This window comes from Nocardia sp. NPDC058058, from assembly GCF_042885355.1.
Classification (GTDB): Bacteria; Actinomycetota; Actinomycetes; order Mycobacteriales; family Mycobacteriaceae; genus Nocardia.
Genome location: NZ_JBHVSA010000005.1, coordinates 71,387 through 93,490, shown reverse-complemented (window position 1 = coordinate 93,490; position 22,104 = coordinate 71,387). Strand labels below are relative to the sequence as shown.

The 22,104-nt window shown below is 65.6% G+C and carries 20 protein-coding genes and 1 pseudogene; 17 read left to right on the top strand and 4 right to left on the bottom strand.

Going from position 1 to position 22,104, the window contains the following annotated elements; translation table 11 throughout:
- The first annotated feature begins 22 nt into the window (after positions 1–22).
- The 5 genes from infC (at position 23) to ACFVUS_RS38875 (ending at position 3,914) form a co-directional block, all read left to right on the top strand.
- Positions 23–745 carry a translation initiation factor IF-3 gene (gene infC, locus ACFVUS_RS38895; protein WP_387779891.1) on the top strand — a complete coding sequence of 241 codons (723 nt, stop codon included), beginning with the start codon at positions 23–25 and terminating at the stop codon, positions 743–745.
- Positions 746–809: 64 nt separating this feature from the next.
- A complete protein-coding gene (gene rpmI, locus ACFVUS_RS38890) occupies positions 810–1,004 on the top strand; it encodes a 50S ribosomal protein L35 (protein WP_330181812.1) in 195 nt (64 codons plus the stop codon).
- Positions 1,005–1,095: 91 nt separating this feature from the next.
- A complete protein-coding gene (gene rplT, locus ACFVUS_RS38885) occupies positions 1,096–1,476 on the top strand; it encodes a 50S ribosomal protein L20 (protein WP_043650578.1) in 381 nt (126 codons plus the stop codon).
- A gap of 37 nt (positions 1,477–1,513) precedes the next feature.
- The gene (locus ACFVUS_RS38880; protein WP_387778855.1) at positions 1,514–2,317 is read left to right on the top strand and encodes a TrmH family RNA methyltransferase; all 804 of its coding nucleotides are present in this window, start codon (positions 1,514–1,516) and stop codon (positions 2,315–2,317) included.
- Positions 2,318–2,396: 79 nt separating this feature from the next.
- Positions 2,397–3,914 carry an APC family permease gene (locus ACFVUS_RS38875; protein WP_387778852.1) on the top strand — a complete coding sequence of 506 codons (1,518 nt, stop codon included), beginning with the start codon at positions 2,397–2,399 and terminating at the stop codon, positions 3,912–3,914.
- Positions 3,915–3,923: 9 nt separating this feature from the next.
- Here the strand turns inward: ACFVUS_RS38875 and ACFVUS_RS38870 are convergent, their stop codons facing one another.
- Positions 3,924–4,493 carry a TetR/AcrR family transcriptional regulator gene (locus tag ACFVUS_RS38870; RefSeq protein ID WP_387778849.1) on the bottom strand — a complete coding sequence of 190 codons (570 nt, stop codon included), beginning with the start codon at positions 4,491–4,493 and terminating at the stop codon, positions 3,924–3,926.
- Between the two features lie 104 nt (positions 4,494–4,597).
- On the opposite strand from ACFVUS_RS38870, the gene ACFVUS_RS38865 reads away from it, so the two are divergent.
- The 4 genes from ACFVUS_RS38865 to ACFVUS_RS38850 all read left to right on the top strand — a co-directional run bounded on the left by ACFVUS_RS38865 (position 4,598) and on the right by ACFVUS_RS38850 (position 9,857).
- A complete protein-coding gene (locus ACFVUS_RS38865) occupies positions 4,598–6,049 on the top strand; it encodes an MFS transporter (RefSeq protein WP_387778846.1) in 1,452 nt (483 codons plus the stop codon).
- Positions 6,050–6,166: 117 nt separating this feature from the next.
- Positions 6,167–6,736 carry a hypothetical protein gene (locus ACFVUS_RS38860; RefSeq protein WP_387778843.1) on the top strand — a complete coding sequence of 190 codons (570 nt, stop codon included), beginning with the start codon at positions 6,167–6,169 and terminating at the stop codon, positions 6,734–6,736.
- 439 nt (positions 6,737–7,175) lie between these two features.
- Positions 7,176–9,269 carry a hypothetical protein gene (locus tag ACFVUS_RS38855; RefSeq protein ID WP_387778840.1) on the top strand — a complete coding sequence of 698 codons (2,094 nt, stop codon included), beginning with the start codon at positions 7,176–7,178 and terminating at the stop codon, positions 9,267–9,269.
- A gap of 57 nt (positions 9,270–9,326) precedes the next feature.
- Positions 9,327–9,857: a DUF6301 family protein gene (locus tag ACFVUS_RS38850; protein ID WP_387778837.1), complete on the top strand. Its 531-nt coding sequence runs from the start codon at positions 9,327–9,329 to the stop codon at positions 9,855–9,857.
- 36 nt (positions 9,858–9,893) lie between these two features.
- On the opposite strand, the gene ACFVUS_RS38845 is transcribed toward ACFVUS_RS38850, so the two are convergent.
- Positions 9,894–10,265 (bottom strand): winged helix-turn-helix transcriptional regulator, encoded by a 372-nt coding sequence (locus ACFVUS_RS38845; protein ID WP_387779888.1) that lies wholly within the window; start codon positions 10,263–10,265, stop codon positions 9,894–9,896.
- A 75-nt stretch (positions 10,266–10,340) separates the two neighbouring features.
- Here ACFVUS_RS38845 and ACFVUS_RS38840 point away from each other — a divergent pair, with 75 nt between their 5' ends.
- The 4 genes from ACFVUS_RS38840 (at position 10,341) to ACFVUS_RS38825 (ending at position 15,625) form a co-directional block, all read left to right on the top strand.
- The gene (locus ACFVUS_RS38840) at positions 10,341–10,985 is read left to right on the top strand and encodes a nitroreductase family protein (RefSeq protein WP_387778834.1); all 645 of its coding nucleotides are present in this window, start codon (positions 10,341–10,343) and stop codon (positions 10,983–10,985) included.
- A gap of 154 nt (positions 10,986–11,139) precedes the next feature.
- Positions 11,140–12,201, top strand: a complete 1,062-nt coding sequence (pheS, locus tag ACFVUS_RS38835; RefSeq protein ID WP_387778831.1) for a phenylalanine--tRNA ligase subunit alpha — start codon at positions 11,140–11,142, stop codon at positions 12,199–12,201.
- Positions 12,202–12,236: 35 nt separating this feature from the next.
- A complete protein-coding gene (pheT, locus tag ACFVUS_RS38830; RefSeq protein ID WP_387778828.1) occupies positions 12,237–14,738 on the top strand; it encodes a phenylalanine--tRNA ligase subunit beta in 2,502 nt (833 codons plus the stop codon).
- Between the two features lie 116 nt (positions 14,739–14,854).
- Entirely contained in the window at positions 14,855–15,625 is a 771-nt protein-coding gene (locus ACFVUS_RS38825) for an alpha/beta hydrolase (RefSeq protein ID WP_387778825.1), read from the top strand.
- Positions 15,626–15,628: 3 nt separating this feature from the next.
- On the opposite strand, the pseudogene rho reads toward ACFVUS_RS38825, so the two are convergent.
- Together rho and ACFVUS_RS38815 are read right to left on the bottom strand one after the other, a co-directional pair.
- Positions 15,629–16,735 (bottom strand): annotated as a pseudogene (gene rho, locus ACFVUS_RS38820) (transcription termination factor Rho); the annotation flags it as partial.
- 262 nt (positions 16,736–16,997) lie between these two features.
- On the bottom strand, positions 16,998–17,615 hold the full coding sequence (locus ACFVUS_RS38815) for a TetR/AcrR family transcriptional regulator (protein ID WP_387778822.1): 618 nt from the start codon (positions 17,613–17,615) through the stop codon (positions 16,998–17,000).
- A 99-nt stretch (positions 17,616–17,714) separates the two neighbouring features.
- On the opposite strand from ACFVUS_RS38815, the gene ACFVUS_RS38810 reads away from it, so the two are divergent.
- The 4 genes from ACFVUS_RS38810 (at position 17,715) to ACFVUS_RS38795 (ending at position 22,090) form a co-directional block, all read left to right on the top strand.
- Positions 17,715–18,608, top strand: a complete 894-nt coding sequence (locus tag ACFVUS_RS38810) for a metal-dependent hydrolase (RefSeq protein ID WP_387778819.1) — start codon at positions 17,715–17,717, stop codon at positions 18,606–18,608.
- Between the two features lie 137 nt (positions 18,609–18,745).
- The gene (locus ACFVUS_RS38805; protein ID WP_387778816.1) at positions 18,746–19,729 is read left to right on the top strand and encodes a PDR/VanB family oxidoreductase; all 984 of its coding nucleotides are present in this window, start codon (positions 18,746–18,748) and stop codon (positions 19,727–19,729) included.
- 22 nt (positions 19,730–19,751) lie between these two features.
- On the top strand, positions 19,752–21,215 hold the full coding sequence (locus ACFVUS_RS38800) for a flavin-containing monooxygenase (RefSeq protein ID WP_387778813.1): 1,464 nt from the start codon (positions 19,752–19,754) through the stop codon (positions 21,213–21,215).
- Positions 21,215–22,090, top strand: a complete 876-nt coding sequence (locus ACFVUS_RS38795; RefSeq protein WP_387779885.1) for an SDR family oxidoreductase — start codon at positions 21,215–21,217, stop codon at positions 22,088–22,090. Before ACFVUS_RS38800 ends, ACFVUS_RS38795 begins: the two co-directional genes overlap by 1 nt.
- The last annotated feature ends 14 nt before the right edge of the window (positions 22,091–22,104 follow it).

Sequence of the window (22,104 nt, the reverse complement as noted above, 5' to 3'; positions counted from 1 at the left end):
GGCTTTCGTGTTGAAATTGGGGTTGCAGTTATTGCTTGCGGTCGTTGACGAACCGCTTGACCTAGGAGGCCCCATCAGCACTGAGACTCGCATCAACGATCGCATCCGCGTACCCGAGGTCCGCCTCATCGGACCGGGTGGTGAGCAGGTCGGGATCGTGCGTGTTGAAGATGCACTACGCGTCGCCATGGAGGCTGACCTCGACCTGGTCGAAGTCGCACCGGACGCGCGTCCGCCGGTATGCAAGATCATGGACTACGGCAAGTTCAAGTACGAGACCGCGCAGAAGGCGCGTGAATCTCGGAAGAACCAGGTCCAGACCGTGATCAAGGAGCAGAAGCTCCGCCCGAAGATCGACGACCACGACTACGAGACCAAGAAGCGCAACGTCGTTCGCTTCCTCGAAGCCGGCTCGAAGGTCAAAGTCACGATCATGTTCCGCGGTCGTGAGCAGTCGCGCCCCGAACTCGGGTTCCGGCTGTTGCAGCGATTGGCCTCCGACGTCGCCGATCTCGGTTTCGTCGAAACTTCGGCCAAGCAGGACGGCCGAAACATGACCATGGTCCTCGCACCCCACAAGGGCGCGAAGACGCGGGTGAAGGCGCAGAACGAAGCCAGCTCGGCACCGCAGCGCAGCAGTGCGCCCGCGGCCGCGGCTCCGGCCGAAGCACCGGCCACCGAGGTTGCGGCGGCTCCGGCCGAAGCGCCGGGTGTCGAGGCTTCGGCGGCGACCCCGCAGCAGTAATAACGATCAGGCTCCGACGGCGCGCTCCGGCGCGCCTTCGGGACGAGACAGATTAGAGGAATCCATGCCGAAGATGAAGAAGCACAGCGGTGCCTCGAAGCGATTCAAGGTGACCGGCAGTGGCAAGCTCCGTCGTGAGCAGGCCAACCGCCGCCACCTGCTCGAGCACAAGTCCTCTCGCCGGACCCGCCGTCTGGAAGGCACGGAGGCCGTCGCCACGGTTGACGTTCCCCGCATCAAGAAGCTGCTCGGTCTCTAAGACCCGCACAGCAACTCGCGTTCTCGAACGCCGACCCCGACCCACTCCGGGCGCGACCGCAGCGCCCGCCGAATCGATCAAGGACTGACAAGTGGCACGCGTCAAAAGGGCCGTAAACGCTCAGAAGAAGCGCCGTTCCGTACTCGAGGCCTCCAAGGGCTACCGCGGCCAGCGCTCGCGGCTGTACCGCAAGGCCAAGGAGCAGCAGCTCCACTCGCTGACCTACGCGTACCGCGACCGCCGCGCGCGCAAGGGTGACTTCCGCAAGCTGTGGATCGCTCGTATCAACGCCGCCGCGCGTCTGAACGACATCACCTACAACCGCTTCATCCAGGGCCTCAAGGCCGCGGGTGTCGAGGTCGACCGCAAGATCCTGGCCGAGCTGGCCGTCTCCGACGCCGAGGCCTTCGCCGGTCTCGTGGCCGTCGCCAAGGCTGCCCTGCCTGCCGACGTCAACGCCCCGGCTGCCTAAGCCCTGCGTGACGACACAGCAGAATTCGGAACGACCCGTGGAAGCGCTCTCCGAGCGCAACCCGCGGGTCGTTTCGGCCGTTAAGCTGCACCGCGCGCCGGTGCGCCGCAAATCCGGCCTGTTTCTCGCCGAGGGCGCGAATTCGGTTGAGGCGGCGCTGGATACGGATCGGGTGGAAGAGCTCTTCTATTCGCTCAAGGCCGCCAGCCGCGAGACCGAATTGGTCGCCGGGGCGGCCGCGAACGGCGTGCGCACCACGCTGGTCAGCGATCGCGCGGCGGAAGCGCTGGGGGAGACCGTGACTCCGCCCGGACTGGTCGCGGTGTGCCGCCAGGTCGATGTGCCGATGACCGAGGTGCTGCGCACTGCGCCGCGCCTGCTCGCCGTGCCCGTCGGCATGGCCGATCCGGGCAATGCGGGCACGCTCATTCGGGTCGCCGATGCGGTGGGCGCGAATGGTGTTGTGCTGGCCGGAGATTCGGTGGATCCGCACAATGGCAAATGCGTGCGTGCCGGAGCGGGCAGCCTGTTCCATCTGCCGATCGCGCGGCAGCGCGATACCGAGAAGGTGCTGTCCGGCCTGGAAGCCGCGGGCATCACCATCCTGGCCACCGCCGCCAAGGGTGAGGTCGACCTCGACGAGGCCGATGACATCCTGCGCGGTCCCGTCGCCTGGCTGTTCGGCAATGAGGCGCACGGTCTGGACCGCGAGATCGCCGAGCGCGCGACTCATCGCGTCCGCATCCCCATCCACGGCCGCGCCGAAAGCCTGAATCTGGCTGCCGCGGCCTCGATCTGCCTCTACGCCAGCGCCCGCGTCCAGCACGCCGCGAATCGCTGAGCCCTCGCGCGGGGCGTTGTTCGTCTCTTCTGTCCGATGTGATTCGGTGTGCTGGGTGATAGCCCTTTAATGTTGTCCGGTGACTTCGCCCAGCACTCTGCGCTCCGGTGCGCTTTCCCTGGCATCCAGTGTGGTGATCGGGGTGGCCTCGGCCGGACCCGCCTACAGCATTACCGCCACGCTCGGACTCGTGGTGGCTGCCGTGGGTCTGCAATCGCCGATCATCGTGGTGCTGGCGTTCATTCCCATGCTGCTGGTGGCCATCGGATACCGGGATCTCAATGCGGTGGAACCGGATCCGGGGACCACGTTCGTGTGGGCCACGCGCGCGTTCGGGCCGTTCACCGGATGGATGTCCGGGTGGGCGATCGTGGTGTCGGATCTGCTGGTGATGGCGAGCCTGGCGCAGATCAGTTCGCAGTACACCTTCCATCTGTTCGGGGCGCACGGCATCGGCGCGGATGCAACCAATCCCTGGGTGTTGTTGCTGGGGATTGTCTATCTCGTGGTCATGACCGCGATCGCGGTGTACGGAATCGATGTGTCGGCCCGACTGCAATCCTGGCTGCTGACGGTCGAATTCGGGATGCTGGTGGTGTTCTCGGTGGTGGCGCTGGTGCGCGTCGGGATCGGCAATGCTCCGGAGGGCGCGCATCTGCCGGAATGGTCCTGGTTCAATCCCTTCGAGATCGGGTCGTTCTCGGACTTCGTCACCGCCATGCTGCTGATGGTCTTCATCTACTGGGGCTGGGATTCCGCGGTCGCGGTGAATCAGGAAACCGTCGATCCGCGGCATACGCCGGGCCGGGCCGCGGTGCTGTCGACCATCACGCTGGTCGCGCTGTATCTCCTGGTCACCGTGGCGGGACAGGCCTTCGTCGGGGCCGGGACCGAGGGGCTCGGACTCGCGAATCCCGATCATGTCGACGATGTGCTCGGCGCACTGGGTAGTGCGGTGTTCGGTGCGGGACCGGTGGGTTCGGTGCTGGTGCATCTGCTGTTCCTGATGGTGCTCACCTCGGCGGCGGCGTCCACGCAGACCACGATTCTGCCGACCGCGCGCGCCACCTATTCGATGGCGCTGCATCACGCGCTGCCCGCGGCGTTCGGCCGGATTCATCCGCGCTTCCGGACGCCGGTGTTCTCCACCATCGTGTTCGGCGCGGTGTCGGTGGTGCTGTACGTGGGCCTGAATTTCGCCTCGGGCGGGCGGCTCATCGCGGAGGCGGTGACGGCGATCGGCATTTCGATCGGGCTGTACTACGGGCTCACCGGGCTCAGTTGCGCCTGGCTGTACCGTGATCGATTTGCTTCCAGCCCAAGGGATTTCGTCATGAAGGGCGTGCTACCCGCGCTGGGTGGTTTCGCACTGCTGTTCGCGGCGGGGTGGACGGCGGTGACGTCCTGGTTCAGCGCGATCTTCGTATTGGGCGTGGGCACGCTGCTGATCGGCATTCCGATCTATCTGACGCTGGCGCGCGTGATGCCGCCGTTCTTCCGCGGTGAGGTGCTGGCGCGGCGGCTGCCCGAACCGACCGAGCAGATCATCGAGGCCGATGCTCCCGCCGCCGAGGCCGAATCGCCGACGCGCGGCTGATCCGGATCGCTACAGCTCCTCGGCCTCGAAACAGGTGAGAATCTCTGTCGCCCACGGGGTTTCGACCGCGTCCGGGCCGACCACCTGCATGGCCGCCATATCGGTGAGCAGCATGCCGGTGGCGATGAAGCCGCCCGCCTCGCTCGCCGACGCGCCGGTGAGATCGCGGACCAGCTGGTAGATCTCGCCGAATCGTTCGCGCATGACCGGGCCGATCGCGGGGTCATTGCTGGCGGAGAAGCCGTGCAGCATGACGCGCGGTAGATCGCGCTCGGTGAGCAGGGCTTTATAGGCGTCGCCGAGACCGCTGAGCGACTCTTCGACGGTGGCGTCGGGTGGGGTGTGCGCGGCGGCTTCGCGGAACAGTTCCTCGATGCGATCGCAGACCTGGCGCAGGGCGGCCAGGAAGAGCTGCTGTTTGGTGCCGAAGAGCCGGATGACATATGGCTGCGAGACCCCGGCGCGGCGCGCGATCTCATCGGTTTTCGTTGCGGTGTAACCGGATTCGGCGAAGGCGGAGACGGCGGCCGCGAGTACCTGCTCACCGCGTTCGCTGGCGGTCATGCGTGTTCTCGTCATGGCTGTCGGCCTCCTTGCCGTCGCGGAACCGGGTGCACCATTGACATGTTATCAGTCGATGCATACTCTCTAGTTATCAGTCGATTACAACTAGGGAACCGGACATGACTGAAGTACTCGAAACACCCGCTGCGCAGCCGGTTTCCGGTGTGCGCACGCCGCCGCTGGCTGCGGTACTGGCCGCGGTCGGCATCCCGATGTTCATGGTGGTGCTGGACAATCTGGTCGTGACCAATGCGCTCCCGGTCATTCGCACCGAACTCAACGCCTCGCTGAGCGATCTGCAGTGGTTCATCAACGCGTACACGCTGTCGTTCGCCTCGCTGCTGCTCACCGCCTCGGCGCTGGGTGATCGGCTCGGCCGGCGGCGGCTGTTCCTGATCGGCATCGCCCTGTTCACCGCCGCGTCGGCGGCCTGCGCGATGGCCACCGAGCCGTGGATGTTGATCCTGTTCCGTGCGATTCAGGGCTTCGGCGGGGCCGCGGTCATGCCGCTGTCGCTGACACTGCTGTCCGCGCATGTGCCGGAGAAGATGCGCAGTGCCGCCATCGGTATCTGGGGCGGTATCACCGGTCTCGGTGTGGCGCTGGGCCCGGTGGTCGGTGGCGCGGTCGTGGACGGTCTGAGCTGGCAGTGGATCTTCTGGCTGAACGTGCCCATCGGCATTCTCGCGCTGCCGTTCGTGGCCCGGGTGCTGAGTGAATCCTTCGGCAGCGCAAGGCGTTTGGACGTGGTCGGGCTGCTGCTGTCGGCCGGTGGCGTGCTGGCGGTGGTGTGGGGCGTCATTCACGGCGCGGATGACGGCTGGACCTCGGCTCCGGTGCTGAGCGGTTTGCTCGGCGGTGCGGCGCTGCTCGCGGCGTTCGTGGTGTGGGAGTTGCGGATCGCCGAGCCGATGCTGCCGCTGCGCCTGTTCCGTTCGCGCGGTTTCAGCGCCATCAACACGGTCAATTTCGCCTTCTCGCTCGGCGTCTTCGGCTCGATCTTCCTGCTGTCGCAGTACTTCCAGGTCGTGCAGGGTTACACGCCGCTGGAATCCGGGATCCGCACCATGCCGTGGACCATGGCCCCGATGGTGGTGGCCCCGATAGCGGGTCTGCTCGTCGACAGGGTCGGGCCGCGCGTACTTGTCGTGGTGGGTCAGGTCTTCCTGGCCGCGGCGCTGGGCTGGATGGCGTTGATCGCCGAGGTCGATGTCGCGTACAGCTCGTTCGTGCTGCCGTTCATTCTCGGCGGCATCGGTATGGGTCTGACCTTCGCCCCGGCGTCGACGGTCGTCATGGCCAGTGCGTCCGAAGAGGATCGCGGTATGGCCTCGGGTACCAGCTCCACCGTGCGTGAGGTCGGCGTCGCCATGGGTGTCGCGGTGCTCGCCTCGGTCTTCGCCTCGCGGGGCGGTTACGGCACCCCGCAGACCTACGTCGACGGTCTGGCCCCCGCCGTGGCGGTCGGCGCGGCCATTGTCGCGGTCGGCGCGCTGATCGCGATGCTCATTCCCGGCCGCAAGGCCATCGCGGCCGAACTCGGGGACGGCGCAACCGAACTCGTGCACTGATGCGTTAGCGCGGTAGCCGTTCCCATATCGCGATTCACCCCTTCCGATCCGTTATCGGGAGGGGTGAACTCATGCCCGGGTCGTGCCGTACTCAGGGTGAAGGATTGGAGCGCACTCATGAATCAGGCTGCCGCGGCACGGCTTTACCTCAGGATCTTCCTGCTCACCGGCATCCCGTTCGGTGTATTGATCGGCCTGTACGACTCGATCACCTTCGCTCGCAGCATGTCCGCCGCCTTGGGCGGCCTCATCGCCGGTGTGATCTTCGGTGCGCTGATCGCGGCTTTCGGCGGCACCCGGCAACTCCGCGCCGCCCGCCAGGCCGTCTACACCGACCCCGCGAACCCGGGTCTCTCCCAACGCGCCCGCATCAACCTGCCCCGCCCACCCCAGCAGTCCTACGCCCTCGCCCAACAGGTGCTGCGCACCCTCCTCGCACGCATCACCGCCGAGGACGCCGCCACCGGCCGCATCACCGCCCAAACCCCGATGTCCTGGCAAACCTTCGGCGAAACCCTCACCATCACAGTCGAATCCGCCACCCCCGCCACCTCCTCGGTCCTGATCGAAAGCCACCCCCGCCTCCGCTTCACCGCCGTCGACTACGGCACCGGCCGCCGCCACGTCGAACAAATCGCCGCCACCCTCACCGACCTCGCCGCGCGCGGGCGCGCTCAACCTCGCTAGGGGCGTGCCTGTTTTCTGTGCAATGTCGTTGGGTTGTTCTCTCGGTTCGTCACGGAACGCGCGATAGGCTGACTGCCTGGTCGCACAGACTGATCCGAGGTTGAATTCTGTCGGATCGGTATCTGTAAACACCGTCCTCGCAATGGGTTCGGTGATCCGGCCGCCTCCTGCCACGCGAAGAGCGCAGTGGCCTATTCGATATCGTCGCCCGAGTACGGCGCATGTCGTTCCGATCCGCCCCGGAGACACTCGCTATGAGGCCGCCGGGGCATTTTCATGCCCGAAATGAGTGTGATCCATGGCCCCGCAGCCGAATTCGCCCGACACCTCTGGTCCCGATGGCAAAGTCCCGCCTGCCGCCTCACATTCCGGCTTCGGAGGTCAAATCGGTTCTGGTCAATCCCAGTCGACTCACGGACTCGGCAGTGCCGTCAGTCCCGTGCAGAACTCGACGACCCCTGAGAAACCGGCCACGACTGCTCAGGACCCCGCGATCCTGAACCTCCTGTATCCAGGCATCAACCTTCCCAAGCCCAAAGACGAACAGCCGCAACGGCCTTCGGAAAAAGATATTCCGGCATACAACCCGAATGCGGTCGGCCTGGTTCCGGCCGCTCCGCAACCCGCACACACCCTGCACAGCTATGACCCGAGCACCGGTGCACAGGCCGATGTCACCATCCCCGCCCAAAAGCCCGCTGCCGCCAGCGATCCCTACGCGGCATCGAAGGTCCGCCTCGCCGATGTCAACGGCCAGCCCCGATATGCGGTCCTGAACGCCGCGGGCGAATACCTGTTCACCATCGATGCCAACGGCAACAAGATCGCGCCCGCGAACCAACCGAATAGCGCTGACTCGGCTAAGGGTCTCGGCGTGGGCGCCGGCGCGGCGTTGGCGACCGGAGCCACCCAATTGGGGACTGCGGAGGCGGCAGGTATCACCGGTGCTGAACTCGGTGCGATGGTGCTCGAAGGCGCCGAACTGGGCGGCGCGATCGGCGCGGTCGGTGGCGAGGGCGTAGGTGCCGCCCCTGGCGCGGTAATCGGCGCTGCCGCGAGTCTCGTGGTCGGCCTCGGCCTCATGGCGGGCTACTGGTATGAGAGTTCCCATAACAACTCGAAGAACAAGCCCACGTTGGATGGCGACGGACGAATCGATCCGAATTCCCTGCCGGACAATAACTCCTACACCCAACCGAATGGCAACCAGCCGAACCAGAACGTAGCGCCTCCTGTAGTCCCGGGTGCGCCTGCCAGTACTACAGGTGGTCCTGATACAACCTCTGGTCAGATCCTCTTCCCCAGTGCAATCGAGGGGCAGCCATGGGTTCCGGTCGAAGGAACCCAGTGGCAAGGAGGTGCGCTGGTGTGGCCGAAGGGAAATGCCCAAGGAATGCGGCCCGGATTTGCCGAAAACCCCAACACCGCGAACAAGATCAGCCTCTCGGCCGATCTCTTCTACCGACTCACTTGGTCGGGAAAACTCGAGGACGTCGACGAAAAGTACCGGCCTCAGCTGGAAGCCATGATTGCGTTCATCGCCGATGCGCAAGGTTTCCGTGATGGGCTGCACGCGGGTATCCAACTGCTCGCTACTGCCAGTGGCGCCGATATCGATGAACTCACCGGGGGAAGTGCACGCCTCAAGGCCGAGTTGGCGAAGCTGATTGGCGAGGGAAAGTTGGACCAGGCCGGCGCCGGCATTCTCGGAGCCGCGGTGAAGACCTGGTGGAAGGCAAGCGCTCCGATCGACAGCGCGAAGGAGATGCTCGGTCAAGCCGGTGCGATCGCGGTATTGAAATCCGATGACTGGGAGGTGAACCTGCGTCCCAAAGGTGGCAACAAGCACGACGTGGTCGCTTTCAAGAACGGCCAGATGATGATCGTCGAGAGCAAGGGTGGTAATCCGGGTCCACCGCATGTGGGTAAAGCGTTGCTTCCGGATGGTTCGGGTGGTCAGTATCTGGGTGAGCAGATGACTGACCCTTATCTGTGGCACAAGCTCAAACAGGACGCCGCGAATGATCCCGAGTTCAGGCAGTGGCTCATCGATCGCGGCATGTTGGAGGCGGTTGAGAACGAGGATGCGTCCAAGATTGGTTATCGACTGGTGAGAACCGATACCGATGGCAAGATCGCCATCTACGGTGCCACTCAGGAGAAGAAGGACGACAAGGTCCCGGGAGAGATCGGCAAGACCACGGGTAATCCGCCGGGAACGCCGGAGGGCGAGGGCAATCCGGGGCCCACGCTGCATGGTGTCGCGTTACCGATCCCCATCGCGTCGAATGCGTTGGCGGTCAATCCGATTGAACCGTGGATTGCCGACGCGTCTCGAACCTTGTCCTCGACATTGCAGTCGTTGTCCGCGCTGATTCCGCCGGTTCTCGCGTTGAGTCCGGTACAACAGCACCATCCGGACGTCGCGCCGACGCAGACCGGGCCGCTTACGCTGAGCATCACTTGTCTGCCGGACCTGGCTCGGACCGAGGTGCGCAAGGCTCTGGGCTATGGCGCAGCCCTCCTCAAATAGATGCAAGACTTCCCTCAACGCCTCCGCCGTGCCATACGAAGAGAGAACAGAGCAGCGATGCGAGTAGATTTCGATCGAGCCGTCCATGTTGTGCAGGCGGCCATGGGATTCGACTGGACGTGGACGATTGACGATCTGCCGGGTTTCACCGAAAGAGTTGGCTGGCAGCTGGATAATCGCGATCCGTTATCCCCGGTGGTTACGACCGACCTCGAGGTGGGTCGTCCGGACGCCCTTGTGTTCCTCGACAGTGATACCCCCCGCTCGATCAACGAGATCTGGTTCTTCTTCTCCGACGTCGTCCTTGCCGATCCGACGGTGAAACCGTTGCTATCCAACGCATTCGATGACCTCGCACAGCGGATATTCGATCTTGTCGGGGAGCGGCCGACCGGATGGTGGTGGCGTGATCCGGATCGGACGTTGCGTTGGGATCTGTCGAATATGGTGCTGGAGCTTGCAGTCAGCGACATATCGGGCAGTGTTCGTCTGATCAGCCCAACGCATCAGGCGTGGCAGGATGAGAATGACCGTCACACGGGTTCGAACCAGGCGATCGATCTGGATACCGTGTGGCGGGGAGAATGACGAAAGTGCTTGCGTGGCAGGAAGATCGATGGATTATCAGAGGTTCCGCGCGCGGGCGCGCTCGACCTCGTTGATGTGTTGTTCGGTCCAGTTGCGTAGGGCCGCAATGGGTTCGGCGAGGCTGCGGCCGAGGTCGGTGAGTTCGTAGTCGACTCGGGGTGGGATGGTGGGTTCTACCGTGCGGGTGAGGAAGCCGTCGGTTTCCAGGCTGCGCAGGGTTTGGGTGAGCATTTTCTGGGAGACGCCGCCGATGCGGCGGGAGAGTTCGGTGTAGCGCATCGGGCCGTCCTGGCGCAGGGCGTCGATGATCAGGATGGTCCATTTGCCCGCGATGTGGTCCAGGACCTGGCGGGTCGGGCATTTGGGGGAGTAGACGTCGGCGGGCAGGCCGGAGGATTCCACGAGCATCGTCACCTGTAGGAGAGTAGCGCACTAATTAGTGCCTACTTCCCAGAAGATTGTCACTCTCCGATAGTTAGTGGCATGAACACGATCTCAGTCGCCCAAGCCATTCGCACCCGCCGCACCGTCCGGCACTACCGGCCCGATCCGGTCGCTCCGGCCGATCTGGACACCCTGCTCGAACTCGCCATGGAAGCGCCGTCGAGCTGGAACCTGCAGGATCGGTCCATCGTGGTGATCACCGATACCGCCGGACGCGAGGGCCTGACCTGGGCCACCGGCGGCCAGCCGCAACCGCAGGAAGCGCCGGTGCTGCTCGTCTTCGTCGCGGAAACCCAAGCGTGGCAAGAGGATCGGGCCGATGTCTACGAGCAGGCCCGGCGCAATGGCGCGTGGAGCGAGGAATTCATCACCGGATTCGCCGCCGCTTCGCAGGAATTCCAGCAGGGTCTGGCCGAACGCGGGCTGCTGCGCGAATACGCGGTCAAGGACGCCATGATCGCCGCGAGTTTCGTCATGCTGGCGGCCACCGAGCTGGGTCTGTCCACTTCGCCCATGAACGGCTGGGATGAGGACAAGGTGAAGAAGGTCATCGGAATCGAGGATCGCCCGGATCTGTCGATCGCCCTGTTGATGTCCGTCGGCTATGCCGCGCAGGATCGGATTCACCCCGGTCGCCGGAGCGTGCGCCATACGGTTTTCCGCGAAACCTACCCCGCCGCGTGAGTCCCGATGGTGGCGCGCACCACGCCGACGCGGTGCGCGCTGCCTGCGGGAAAACCGGGTGAACCGGGCTGAGTACAAGGCTTACGATTCGACCAGCAAGAATGGGGGAGGCAATCCGCCCGACCCAGACCAGCCAGGGGAGAGACGAAGCATCGTGGCCGACGATATCGACCGTGCCGAGCAGACTGCGGCGCTGACCGAGGAATCCCTCGGCGCCGCTGCCGAAGCCGCCGAAAAGGCCTTCGCCGCTGCCGCCGATCTGGAAGCCCTGGCGAGTGCGAAAACCGAGTTCATGGGCGGTAAATCGCCGATCTCGCTGGCGCAGCGCTCCCTCGGCACCCTGCCCAAGGATGAGAAGGCCGAGGCCGGTAAGCGCGTGAACGTGGCGCGTCAGCGCGTCACCGCCGCCTTCGAGGCGCGCAATGCGCAGCTGCTCGCCGAGCGTGATGCCGCGGTGCTGGTGGCCGAGGCCATCGATGTCACCGTGACCGCGCGGCGGGCCGCGGTCGGCGCGCGCCATCCCATCAACGCGCTGTCCGAGCGGGTCGGCGATGTGTTCGTCGCCATGGGCTGGGAGATCGCCGAGGGTCCCGAGGTCGAGACCGAACATTTCAATTTCGATGCCCTGAACTTCCTGCCGGATCATCCGGCGCGCACCATGCAGGACACCTTCCATATCGCGCCGGAGGGTTCGCGGCAGGTGCTGCGCACGCATACCTCGCCGGTTCAGGTGCGCTCCATGCTTTCTCGTGAGCTGCCGATCTACGTGGTGTGCCCCGGGCGCACGTTCCGCACCGATGAGCTCGATGCCACGCACACCCCGGTGTTCTCGCAGGTGGAGGGTCTGGCCATCGATAAGGGCCTGACCATGGCGCATTTGAAGGGCACGCTGGACCATTTCGCGAAGGCGCTGTTCGGCCCGAACACCACCACGCGCATGCGGCCCAGCTTCTTCCCCTTCACCGAACCGTCGGCCGAGGTCGATGTGTGGTTCGAGGACAAGAAGGGCGGCCCGGGCTGGGTTGAATGGGGCGGCTGCGGCATGGTCAATCCGAAGGTGTTGATCGCCAGCGGTATCGACCCCGAGGTGTACAGCGGTTTCGCCTTCGGCATGGGGCTGGAGCGGACCTTGCAGTTCCGCAATGGCCTGCCCGATATGCGCGACATCGTGGAGGGCGACGTGCGTTTCACGCTGCCCTTCGGCATCCAAGCCTGATCCGACCCCCTCTTAACAAGGAAGCGAAACGTCAAGTGCGAGTAGCGCAGTCCTGGCTGACGGAAATCCTGCAGCGCACCACCCCCGGGTGGTCGGTGACGCCGGAGGAGCTCGACGCGGGGTTCGTCCGGGTCGGCCTGGAGGTCGAGGAGGTCGATCGGCTGCAGCGGGTGGGCGGTGAGATCGAGCATCCGCTGGTGGTCGGGCGGGTCGCCGAGATTACCGAGCTGACCGAGTTCAAGAAGCCGATCCGGTTCTGCAAGGTCGATGTCGGCAATCCGGAGCTGCAGGAGATCGTCTGCGGCGCACGGAATTTCGCCGTCGGCGATCTGGTGGTCGTGGTGCTGCCGGGTGGTGAGCTGCCCGGCGGTTTCAAGATCGCCTCGCGCAAGACCTACGGGCACACCTCGAACGGCATGATCTGCTCGGTCGCCGAACTCGCGATCGGCAAGGACCACAATGGGATTCTGGTGCTGGAGCCCGGCACCGCCGAACCCGGCGCGGACGCCAATGAGCTGCTCGGACTCGATGACACCGTGATCGAGCTGGCCATCACCCCGGATCGCGGGTACGCGTTCTCCGCGCGCGGTCTGGCGCGCGAGCTGGCCTGCGGCTTCGATCTGGAGTTCCAGGATCCGGCCGTACGGCTGCTGCCCGATTCCGATGCCGAGGCGTGGTCGGTGTGCCTGGACCCGGATTCGCTGTGCACGCGTTTCGCGGTGCGCCGGGTGACCGGTGTGGATCCGAAGGCCGTGAGCCCGTGGTGGTTGCAGCGTCGCCTGCTGCTGTCCGGCGTGCGCCCGATCTCTCCGGCCGTGGACGTCACCAACTACGTCATGCTCGAACTGGGTCAGCCGCTGCACGCGTTCGACGCCGCCAAGGTGTCGGGCGGACTCGTGGTGCGGCGCGCCAACAAGGGCGAGACGCTGCGCACTCTCGACGAGGTGGAGCGCACCCTCGATGCCGAAGACGTGGTGATCGCCGATGATTCGGGTGTCATCTCGCTCGCGGGCATCATGGGTGGTGCGAGCACCGAGGTCGGCGACGAGTCGACCGACATCATTCTCGAGGCCGCCACCTGGAATCCGATCGCGGTGGCGCGCACCGCACGCCGCCATAAGCTCGGTTCCGAGGCGAGCCGTCGTTTCGAGCGCATCGTGGATCCCGAGGTGAATCTGGCCGCGCTGGATCGCGCCGCCACGCTGCTCGCCGAGATCGCCGGTGGCACAGTCGAATCCGTGCTCACCGATGTGCGCGTGCCGGTTCCGGCCGCCGCGCCCATCTCGATGGATATCAACCTGGCCGATCGTATCGCCGGGGTGCAGTACGCGCCGGGTGCTTCCACTCGTCGTTTGCAGCAGGTCGGTTGCACCGTCGAGGTCGGTGTCAGCGATGCCGGTCAGGGGCAGCTCATCGTGACCCCGCCGACCTGGCGTCCCGACCTCACCCAGCCCGCCGATCTGGTGGAGGAGGTGCTGCGTCTGGAGGGTCTGGACAAGATCCCGTCGGTGCTGCCGTCCGCCCCGGCCGGTCGCGGTCTGACCGCCGAGCAGAAGCGTCGCCGCGCCATCAGCAAGGCGCTCGCGTTCGAGGGTTGCGTCGAGGTGCCGACCCCGGTGTTCATGGCCCGCGATGTGTTCGACGTCTGGGGTCTGGACGCCGATGATCCGCGTCGCGACACCATGCGTGTGCTCAACCCGCTCGACGCCGATCGTCCGGAGCTGGCTTCCACCCTGCTGCCCGGTCTGCTGGAAGTGGCCGCGCGCAATATCTCTCGCGGGGAACGCGATCTGGCCATCTACGGCATTGCCCAGGTGGTGCGCCGCACCGCCGACACCGGTCCGGTCGGGCCGCTGCCGGTGGATCGCCGTCCCACCGAGGACGAGATCAACGTCCTGCTGCGCTCACTGCCGGCGCAGCCGGTGCACGTGGCCGCCGTGCTGACCGGTAAGCGCGAACCGCGGGGTCCGTTCGGTCCGGGTCGCCCGGTCGAGGCCGCCGACGCCTTCGCCCTGGTCGACGTGGTCGCCGAAACCACCGGCCTGGTCATCGAGCGCCGCGCGACGGCCTACCTGCCGTGGCATCCCGGCCGCTGCGCCGAACTGTTGGTGGACGGCACCGTCGTCGGCCACGCCGGCGAACTGCACCCCGCCGTCCTGGAACGTTCGGGCCTGCCCCCGCGCACCTGCGCCGTGGTCATTAACCTGGACGCCCTCCCACTGCGCGAAAACCGCCCCGCCCCAATCGTTTCCGCCTTCCCGGCGGTGCTCCAGGACGTCTCGGTAAGCGTGGACAAGGCCGTCCCGGCGGCATCGGTCGAGTCCGCCTTGCGCTCCGGCGCGGGCGACCTCCTCGAAAAGATCTCCCTCTTCGACGTCTACGAAGGCGCCCAAGCAGGCGAGGGCCGCAAATCCCTCACCTACGCCCTCCGCTTCCGCGCCCCCGACCGCACCCTCACCGAAGACGAGGCCAGCGCGGCCCGCGACTCGGCAGTGGCGGCCGCGGCCGATGCGGTGGGAGCAGTACTGCGCGGCTGACGTCCAGACTGATCAGACATAAAACCCCGGATACTGTGGCAGCGCGTTTGATGCCCAGTTGTCCGGGGTTTCGTGCCTGAAGCAGCGAAATGGATCAGGTGCGGTAGGAAGGGTGTATGCGGCATCCGGCGGAGACGATTCTCAATGTGCTGACCTATGTTCCGGGGGATCGGCGGATCTATGCGACGCCCGAGCAATTCGGGGTGGGGTTCGAGGATCTGTGGTTGCGGACTGCGGATGGGGAGACGGTTAACGCGTGGTTTGTGCGGGCGGTGGGGGAACCGTTGGGGCACATACTTTTCGCGCATGGGAATGGCGGGAATATCGGGGATCGGTCGCCGGTGCTGGCATTGCTGGCGGCGGCCGGGTTCGATGTGCTGGTGTTCGATTATCGGGGGTATGGGCGCAGTACCGGGCGGCCCTCCGAGCGGGGGACCTATCTGGATGCGCGGGCCGCTCGGGAGGCCTTGCTCGCCCAGGACGGTGTCGATCCGGAAAGGGTTGTGTACCTGGGGAAATCGCTCGGCGGGGGAGTGATGACGGAATTGGTGACCGTGTATCCGCCCGCCGCGCTGGTGCTCATGTCGACGTTCACGGGATTGCGGGATGCGGCGGGAGCGGTGTACCCGTATCTGCCGAAGGTGTTCGTGCCCAACGCGTATCCGAGTCTGAAGCGGATTCGCGGGCTGACGTGCCCGGTGCTGATCATGCACGGGGATCACGATGAATTACTGCCGGTGCGGATGGGGCGCGAACTGTTCGCGGCGGCTCCGGAGCCCAAGGAATTGGTGATCTATCCGGGCGGTGCGCACAATGACATCGTGTTGAAACCGGGGTGGGCGAACACCGTGGCGGAATGGGTGGCGAAAGTCCTGCCGACCCGATAATGCTTACTTGCGAGTGATATTCAGCAGGAATTCGGCATTGCTGCCGGTACGCCGCAGACCGTCGAGCATGAGGTCCAGGGCCTTCTGATCGTCGAGCTCGGCCAGGGTGCGGCGGAGTTTGCTCACCGCCGCGTGCTCGGCGGGCGTATGCAGCAGCTCGTCACGCCGGGTACTGGACTTGGCGATATCGACGGCCGGGAACACATGCCGGCTCGCCAGGGTCCGATCCAGTTTGAGTTCGGCGTTGCCGGTGCCCTTGTATTCCTCGAAGATCACCGTGTCGGCCAGCGAACCGGTCTCCACCAGCGCGGTGGCGATAATCGTGAGCGACCCGCCGTGTTCGATATTGCGCGCCGAGCCGAGGAACTTCTTGGGCGGCAGCAAAGCGGTGGAATCCACACCGCCGGAAAGGATTCGGCCCGATGCCGGTCCGGAGGTGTTGTACGCCCGAGCCAGCCGGGTGAGCGAATCGAGCAGCACCACCACATCGCGCCCCTGCTCCACGAGGCGCTGTGCGCGTTCGATGGCGAGTTCGGCGAGCGCGGTCTGCTCCGCGGGGGAGTGATCGAAGGTTGCCGCGATGACCTCACCGGGCACACCCCGGGTGAATTCGGTGACCTCTTCGGGCCGTTCGCCGATCAACACCAGCATGAGGTGCGCCTCGGGGTGATTGGCGGCGATACCGTGCGCAATCGCTTGCAGCACAGAGGTTTTGCCCGCTTTGGGCGGTGCGACGATGAGCGCGCGCTGGCCCTTGCCGATCGGCATGACCAGATCGGTGACCCGGGTGGTGAGCTTGTTCGGCTCGGTTTCCAGGTGCAAGCGCTGATCGGGATGGATGGGGGTCAGGTCCGCGAAGCGCGGCCGGGCCTTGGCCTCGCCGGTCGGGGAGTCATTGACCGAATCGACCCGGACCAGCGGGGCGAGCTTGCCGCCCTTGGCATTCGGCTGCGCCAGGCCGGTGATGGCATCACCGCGGCGCAGTCCATGCTCGCGAATCAGGTGATTCGGCACATGGATATCGCCCGGACCGGGCAGATATCCGCGGTGGCGCAGTACCGCCGTATGCCCGCTGATATCGAGTATTCCCGTTGCGGGAGAAAGTGTTTCGATGACCTCGATGGCGAGGTCGGGATTGATGGTAGTCATGATGGTTCTCCTGAAGAAGGTGTGGTGAACCGAGTTCGGGTAAACGTCAGCGCTCGAATGAAATTCAGAGCTCAGGCTGGATTCGAACTCGGGAGGGAAGAAATCCGGAGGGAGGGACTGCTGTCGACCTGCATCCTCGAGATTGCGACGCCACCACCGTACGCCCGGTTCCGATTCGGCGCAAGGGCCGGGTCTGGAACAGGCGCGCCACCGGGGCGAATGCTCAGGCGGGCTGCCCGGTGATGATCGGCAGCAGATAGCCGCGTGCGAAATCCTGGAGCTGCGAATCGGTTTCGAGCTCGAGCGCCGCGTGCGGCAGCAGGATGAGCGAATGCACAACGCGGCAGGCGACTTCCGCGCGTGCGGTGAGATCGCTTGCGGGAGCGAGCAATCCGCGCTCGACGGCGCGTTCCATGGCGGCCGCGGTGGCCGTCACGGCCATGGTGAAGATATCCGCGCCGTGCACGCTCAGCTTCATGACAACCCGTTCGGGTTCGAGCGTCAGCATGCTTTGGGCCACCGGATGCGCGCGCCAGAGTTTCAGCACCGTCATGAACATATCGGTTATCAGGTCGCCGATATTCCCGTGCCGTTCCGGGATGAGCGCGAGCTCGGCCAATACCAGCGCCACTTCGCGGCTGAACACCGCGGTCACCAGATTGTCGCGGGAGCCGATCCGGCGGTACACGGTGACCCGGTCCACCCCGGCCTCGCGGGCCACGTCCTCGATGGTTGTCTTCTTGACCCCGACGCGCTGGAACTGGAGCAGGGCCGCATCGAGAATCCGGGTGTTGTCATCGGCCGTGGCCCGGCCGGCCTGGGGTTTCGATGCGGTTGGCACGTCCACCACGCTAGCAAAGCGGTCTCGCGTTGCAACATTCGCCCGGAATTTGTTGCGTGCAACATTGCAAAGCAATTTGTTGCACTGTACTTTCGGAGCATGGTTGCACAGGACGGCGCAAAGACGCGCCAGTACCTCGCCGAAGCACACGCCATCGCCGCGCGCGATGTCCGGTTCGACTTCGAATCCGTTCCGCTGCACTACATTCCGGGCGAGGTGCTGGCTACGCACATCGTCAATGTGATGCATCTGGTGCTCCCGGAGGGGGAGCGCGCCATGGCCAAGACGCTTGCCGAGGCATTGCCGTACATCGATGACGAGCGCCTGCGCGAGGAGGTGACCGGCTTCGTCGGCCAGGAGGCCATGCACGCCAGCAGTCATGAGGGCGCGCGTGACCACCTGCGCGCCATCGGGCTCGATGTCGATTCGTATGTGCGCGCCATCAGCTGGCTGGTGGATCGCATTCTCGGCGATCACGGCCTCACCGGCCGGGCGCGCGAGGAATGGCTCAAGGAGCGGCTCGGCCTGTTCGCGGGCATGGAGCACTACACCGCGGTGCTCGGCGAATGGCTGCTGGAGGCCGATGTGCTGGAAACCAAGGGCATGCATCCGGCCATGCTGGATCTGGTGCGCTGGCACGGCGCGGAAGAGGTTGAGCATCGCAGCGTCGTCTACGACGCCTACATGCACGTGGACGGCGGCTACGCCCGCAAGGCCCGCACCGCGCTGCTCGCCAGCGCCACCCTGCTCCCGCTGTTCATCATCTCCACCGGCTACCTCTACCGCCAGGATCCCAGCCCCGACAAGGGCCGCTTCTGGGGCCTGCAATTCATCAATGCCACCCGTCGCGGCGTGATCCCCAGCTGGACAGTATTTTTCAAGGAAATCCCGCGCTACCTCCGCCCCGGCTTCCACCCCTCCCAACTGGGCCCCATGGACACCGCCCTGCGCTACCTCGCCCATTCCCCCGCCGCCCGAGCGGCGAACGGATGACCGCGACCACGAATCCCGCCCAGGTGTCGAGGAATGCGCCCTCCACACGGCCCGAGCGGACCCCGGCCCCGTCATCCCGGCGTGCTTCTGGCCGGGATGTACACGGTCCGGCGGCGCTGCGCCTGCTGGGCGGAGTCATGGACGCGTATCTGAAGGTCTTCGTCAGCGGTCCGGCCGCTCCACTGTTGTCGCGGCCGAATCCGTTGCGACGCAGCGGCTTCGATATCGATGTGGTGGTGGGTGCACGCACCCGTGAGGCTGACGATGTGGTGAGCCTGACGCTACGCCGTCCGGGTGGCGGTGCGCTGCCCGCGTGGCGGCCGGGTGCGCATGTGGATGTGTTCCTGCCCTCGGGGCGGCAGCGGCAGTATTCGCTGTGCGGGGATCCGGCGGATCGTGACCGGTATCGGATCGCCGTCCGGAGGATTCCGGATGGCAGTGCCTCGGCGGAGGTGCATGATGAGCTGTGGGTCGGTGATCGGCTCCGAATTCGCGGTCCGCGCAATGCCTTCACGCTGGTGGACGCGCCTTCGTACCTGTTCCTCGCCGGTGGCATCGGCATCACCCCGATCCTGCCCATGGTGCGCGCGGCGGGTGCGCTCGAGCAGTTGATCTACACCGGCCGGTCGCGGACAACCATGCCTTTCCTCGATGAAATCGGTTCGGCACGAATACTTCCCGACGACGAGTGCGGTGTACCGGATGTCGAGGCGTTGCTGGCCGCCGCCGAACCCGGTGCGGCCGTCTACGTCTGCGGCCCACCCCCGATGCTGGCCGCCGCGCAACGCTGTCTGTTCGAGCTCAATCCCACCGGATCACTGCACACCGAGCGCTTCTCGGCGCAACCGGTGCTGGACGGCCGGGAATTCGGTATCACCCTGGCGCGCACCGGAACCACGCTGCGGGTGGGTGCGCAGGAGACCGCGCTCGCCGCCGTGCGCCGCGCGCTGCCCGATATCGCGTACTCCTGCCAGCAGGGCTTCTGCGGTTCCTGCGAGGTGGGCGTACTGGCCGGAGCGGTCGATCATCGCGATCGGCTGCTCACCGAATCCGCACGCGCGCAACGCATGCTGCTCTGTGTCTCGCGTGCGGCGGGCGATCAGCTCGTGCTCGACCTGTGATCTGGAAGGAAAGTCGGTACCAATGACCACAGCGGTCGAACACACGCCCATCGCCATCGTCGGCGCGGGTTTCGGCGGGATCGGTTTGGCGATCAAGTTGCGGGAGGCCGGATTCGAGGATCTGGTGGTTCTCGAACGCGCCGATGATCTGGGCGGGACGTGGCAGGCGAACACCTATCCCGGCTGCGCCTGCGATGTGCCCTCGCACCTGTACAGCTATTCGTTCGCGCCGAATCCGAACTGGTCCAGAATGTATGGACGACAGGGGGAGATTCTGGACTACCTGCGCGGGGTTGCGGTCGACCACGATGTGCTGCGGTTCATGCGCTTCGGTGTCGAACTGCTGGACGCGCGCTGGGACGAGGACGAATCCAGGTGGCGGATCGAGACGAGCCGGGGTCCGCTCACCGCGGACTTCCTGATCTCGGCGGCGGGCGTGTTCGCCGATGCCAAATATCCCGACCTGCCCGGGCTGAACACGTTCGAAGGCAAGACATTCCACTCCCTGCACTGGGATCACGAGCATGACCTGACCGGGGAAAGCGTCGCCGTCATCGGCACCGGGGCGTCGGCGGTGCAGTTCGTCCCGGAGATTCAACCGCTGGTGCGGAAACTGCTGCTGTTCCAGCGGTCGGCCCCGTGGATCGTGCCGCGCATGGATCGGGTCACCTCGGGTGTAGAGCGGTATCTGCTGGATCGTATTCCATTGGCGCAGAAGATGATCAGGGGCGGATTCTATTCCGCGATCGAGGCGTTCGGGCTCATCTCGCTGGTGGATCAGCGCTTCCGGCATCCGTACGAGGCGCTCGCGCGCCTACAGCTGCTCCGCCAGGTGCGTGATCCGGACCTGCGCGCGAAACTGCTGCCGGACTATGTGATCGGGTGCAAGCGCGCCATCTTCTCCGACGCCTATCTGCCCGCGTTGGATCAGCCCAACGCGGAGGTCGTCACCGAGACGATCGCCGAGGTGCGCCCGCGATCGATCGTGCTGCGCGACGGTACCGAGCACGTGGTGGATACGATCATCTTCGGCACCGGATTCACTTCCATACCGGCGGTTTACGATCGCTATATCGGGTCCGACGGCCGGAGTATGGCGCAGCTCTACGATAAGGAGCCACAGAGCTATCTGGGTGTGGCGGTGGCTGGTTTCCCCAACTTCTTCTGCACGCTCGGCCCGTTCGGCGCGGCCGGGAATCAGTCGGCTATCTTCATGATCGAATCGCAGATCACCTACATCGTCGACGCGCTGGTCACCATGCGGGGCAGGGGAGCTCGACGCGTGCAGGTGCGACCACGAGCCCAGCAGGCTTTTCTCGCCGAGATGGCGTACCGCAGCACCACCACGGTCTGGCTCACCGGCGGCTGCCGTAGCTACTACACCACCGCGGACGGCACCAATGCCGGGCTCTATCCCAACTGGAGCTTCGAATACCGCCGCCGCACAGCCACATTCGACAGCGCGAACTACGAGGTGACCCGATGATGCCACTGCTGAGCCTGCTCTCACCGAAGCGGCCCGGCCACCGGGTCGCCGGGCAGACCGTGCTGATCACCGGTGCGGGTCAGGGCATCGGCCATGAACTGGCGGTCCTGCTGCACGAGCGCGGCGCACGGGTGGCGCTGGTCGATATCGACGGGCACGCGGTCGCGGCCATCGCGCATCGGCTGGGCGATCGCGCCTTCGCCGTCACCGCCGATGTCGCCGATCGAGAAGCCATGCGCCAGGCCGTGATTCGCACCGTGGAGCATTTCGGCGGACTCGATGTGGTGGTGGCCAACGCCGGTGTGGTGCCGCGCCCGGCGACGCTGCGCATCATGGACGGCGCGGATTTCGATCGCGTCATCGGCATCAATCTCACCGGTGTGTTCAATACCGTGCGCCCGGCACTGGACGAGATCGTCAGTGCGCGTGGACATGTGGTGGTGGTGTCCTCGTGCGCGGCGTTCGCGCCGGGGATGGCGGGTGCGCCGTACATGATCAGCAAGGCGGGCGTTGAGCAGTTCGGGCGGGCGCTGCGGGTCGAACTCGCACCGTTCGGGGCGACCGCCGGGATCGCGTATTTCGGCATCGTGGACACCGATATGACGCGGGCCACGCTGGATCGTGATGAGCTGGGCCGTGATCTGGACGATCTGCTGCCGTGGCCGCTCAATGTGCGGATCACCGCCGCCCGGGCCGCGGAGGTGATCGCGGACGGTATCGAGAAGCGCGCGGCCCGCACCATCGCGCCCTACGGCTGGGAGCCGTACGCGCTGCTGCGCGGTCTGGTGAATGTGGTGCTGGATCGGGCTCTGGCGGCCGATCCGCGCGTGCACGATCTGGTGCGGCGCGCCGAACAGCGCCGGGTCCGCCTGTAAATCCGGACTCACCG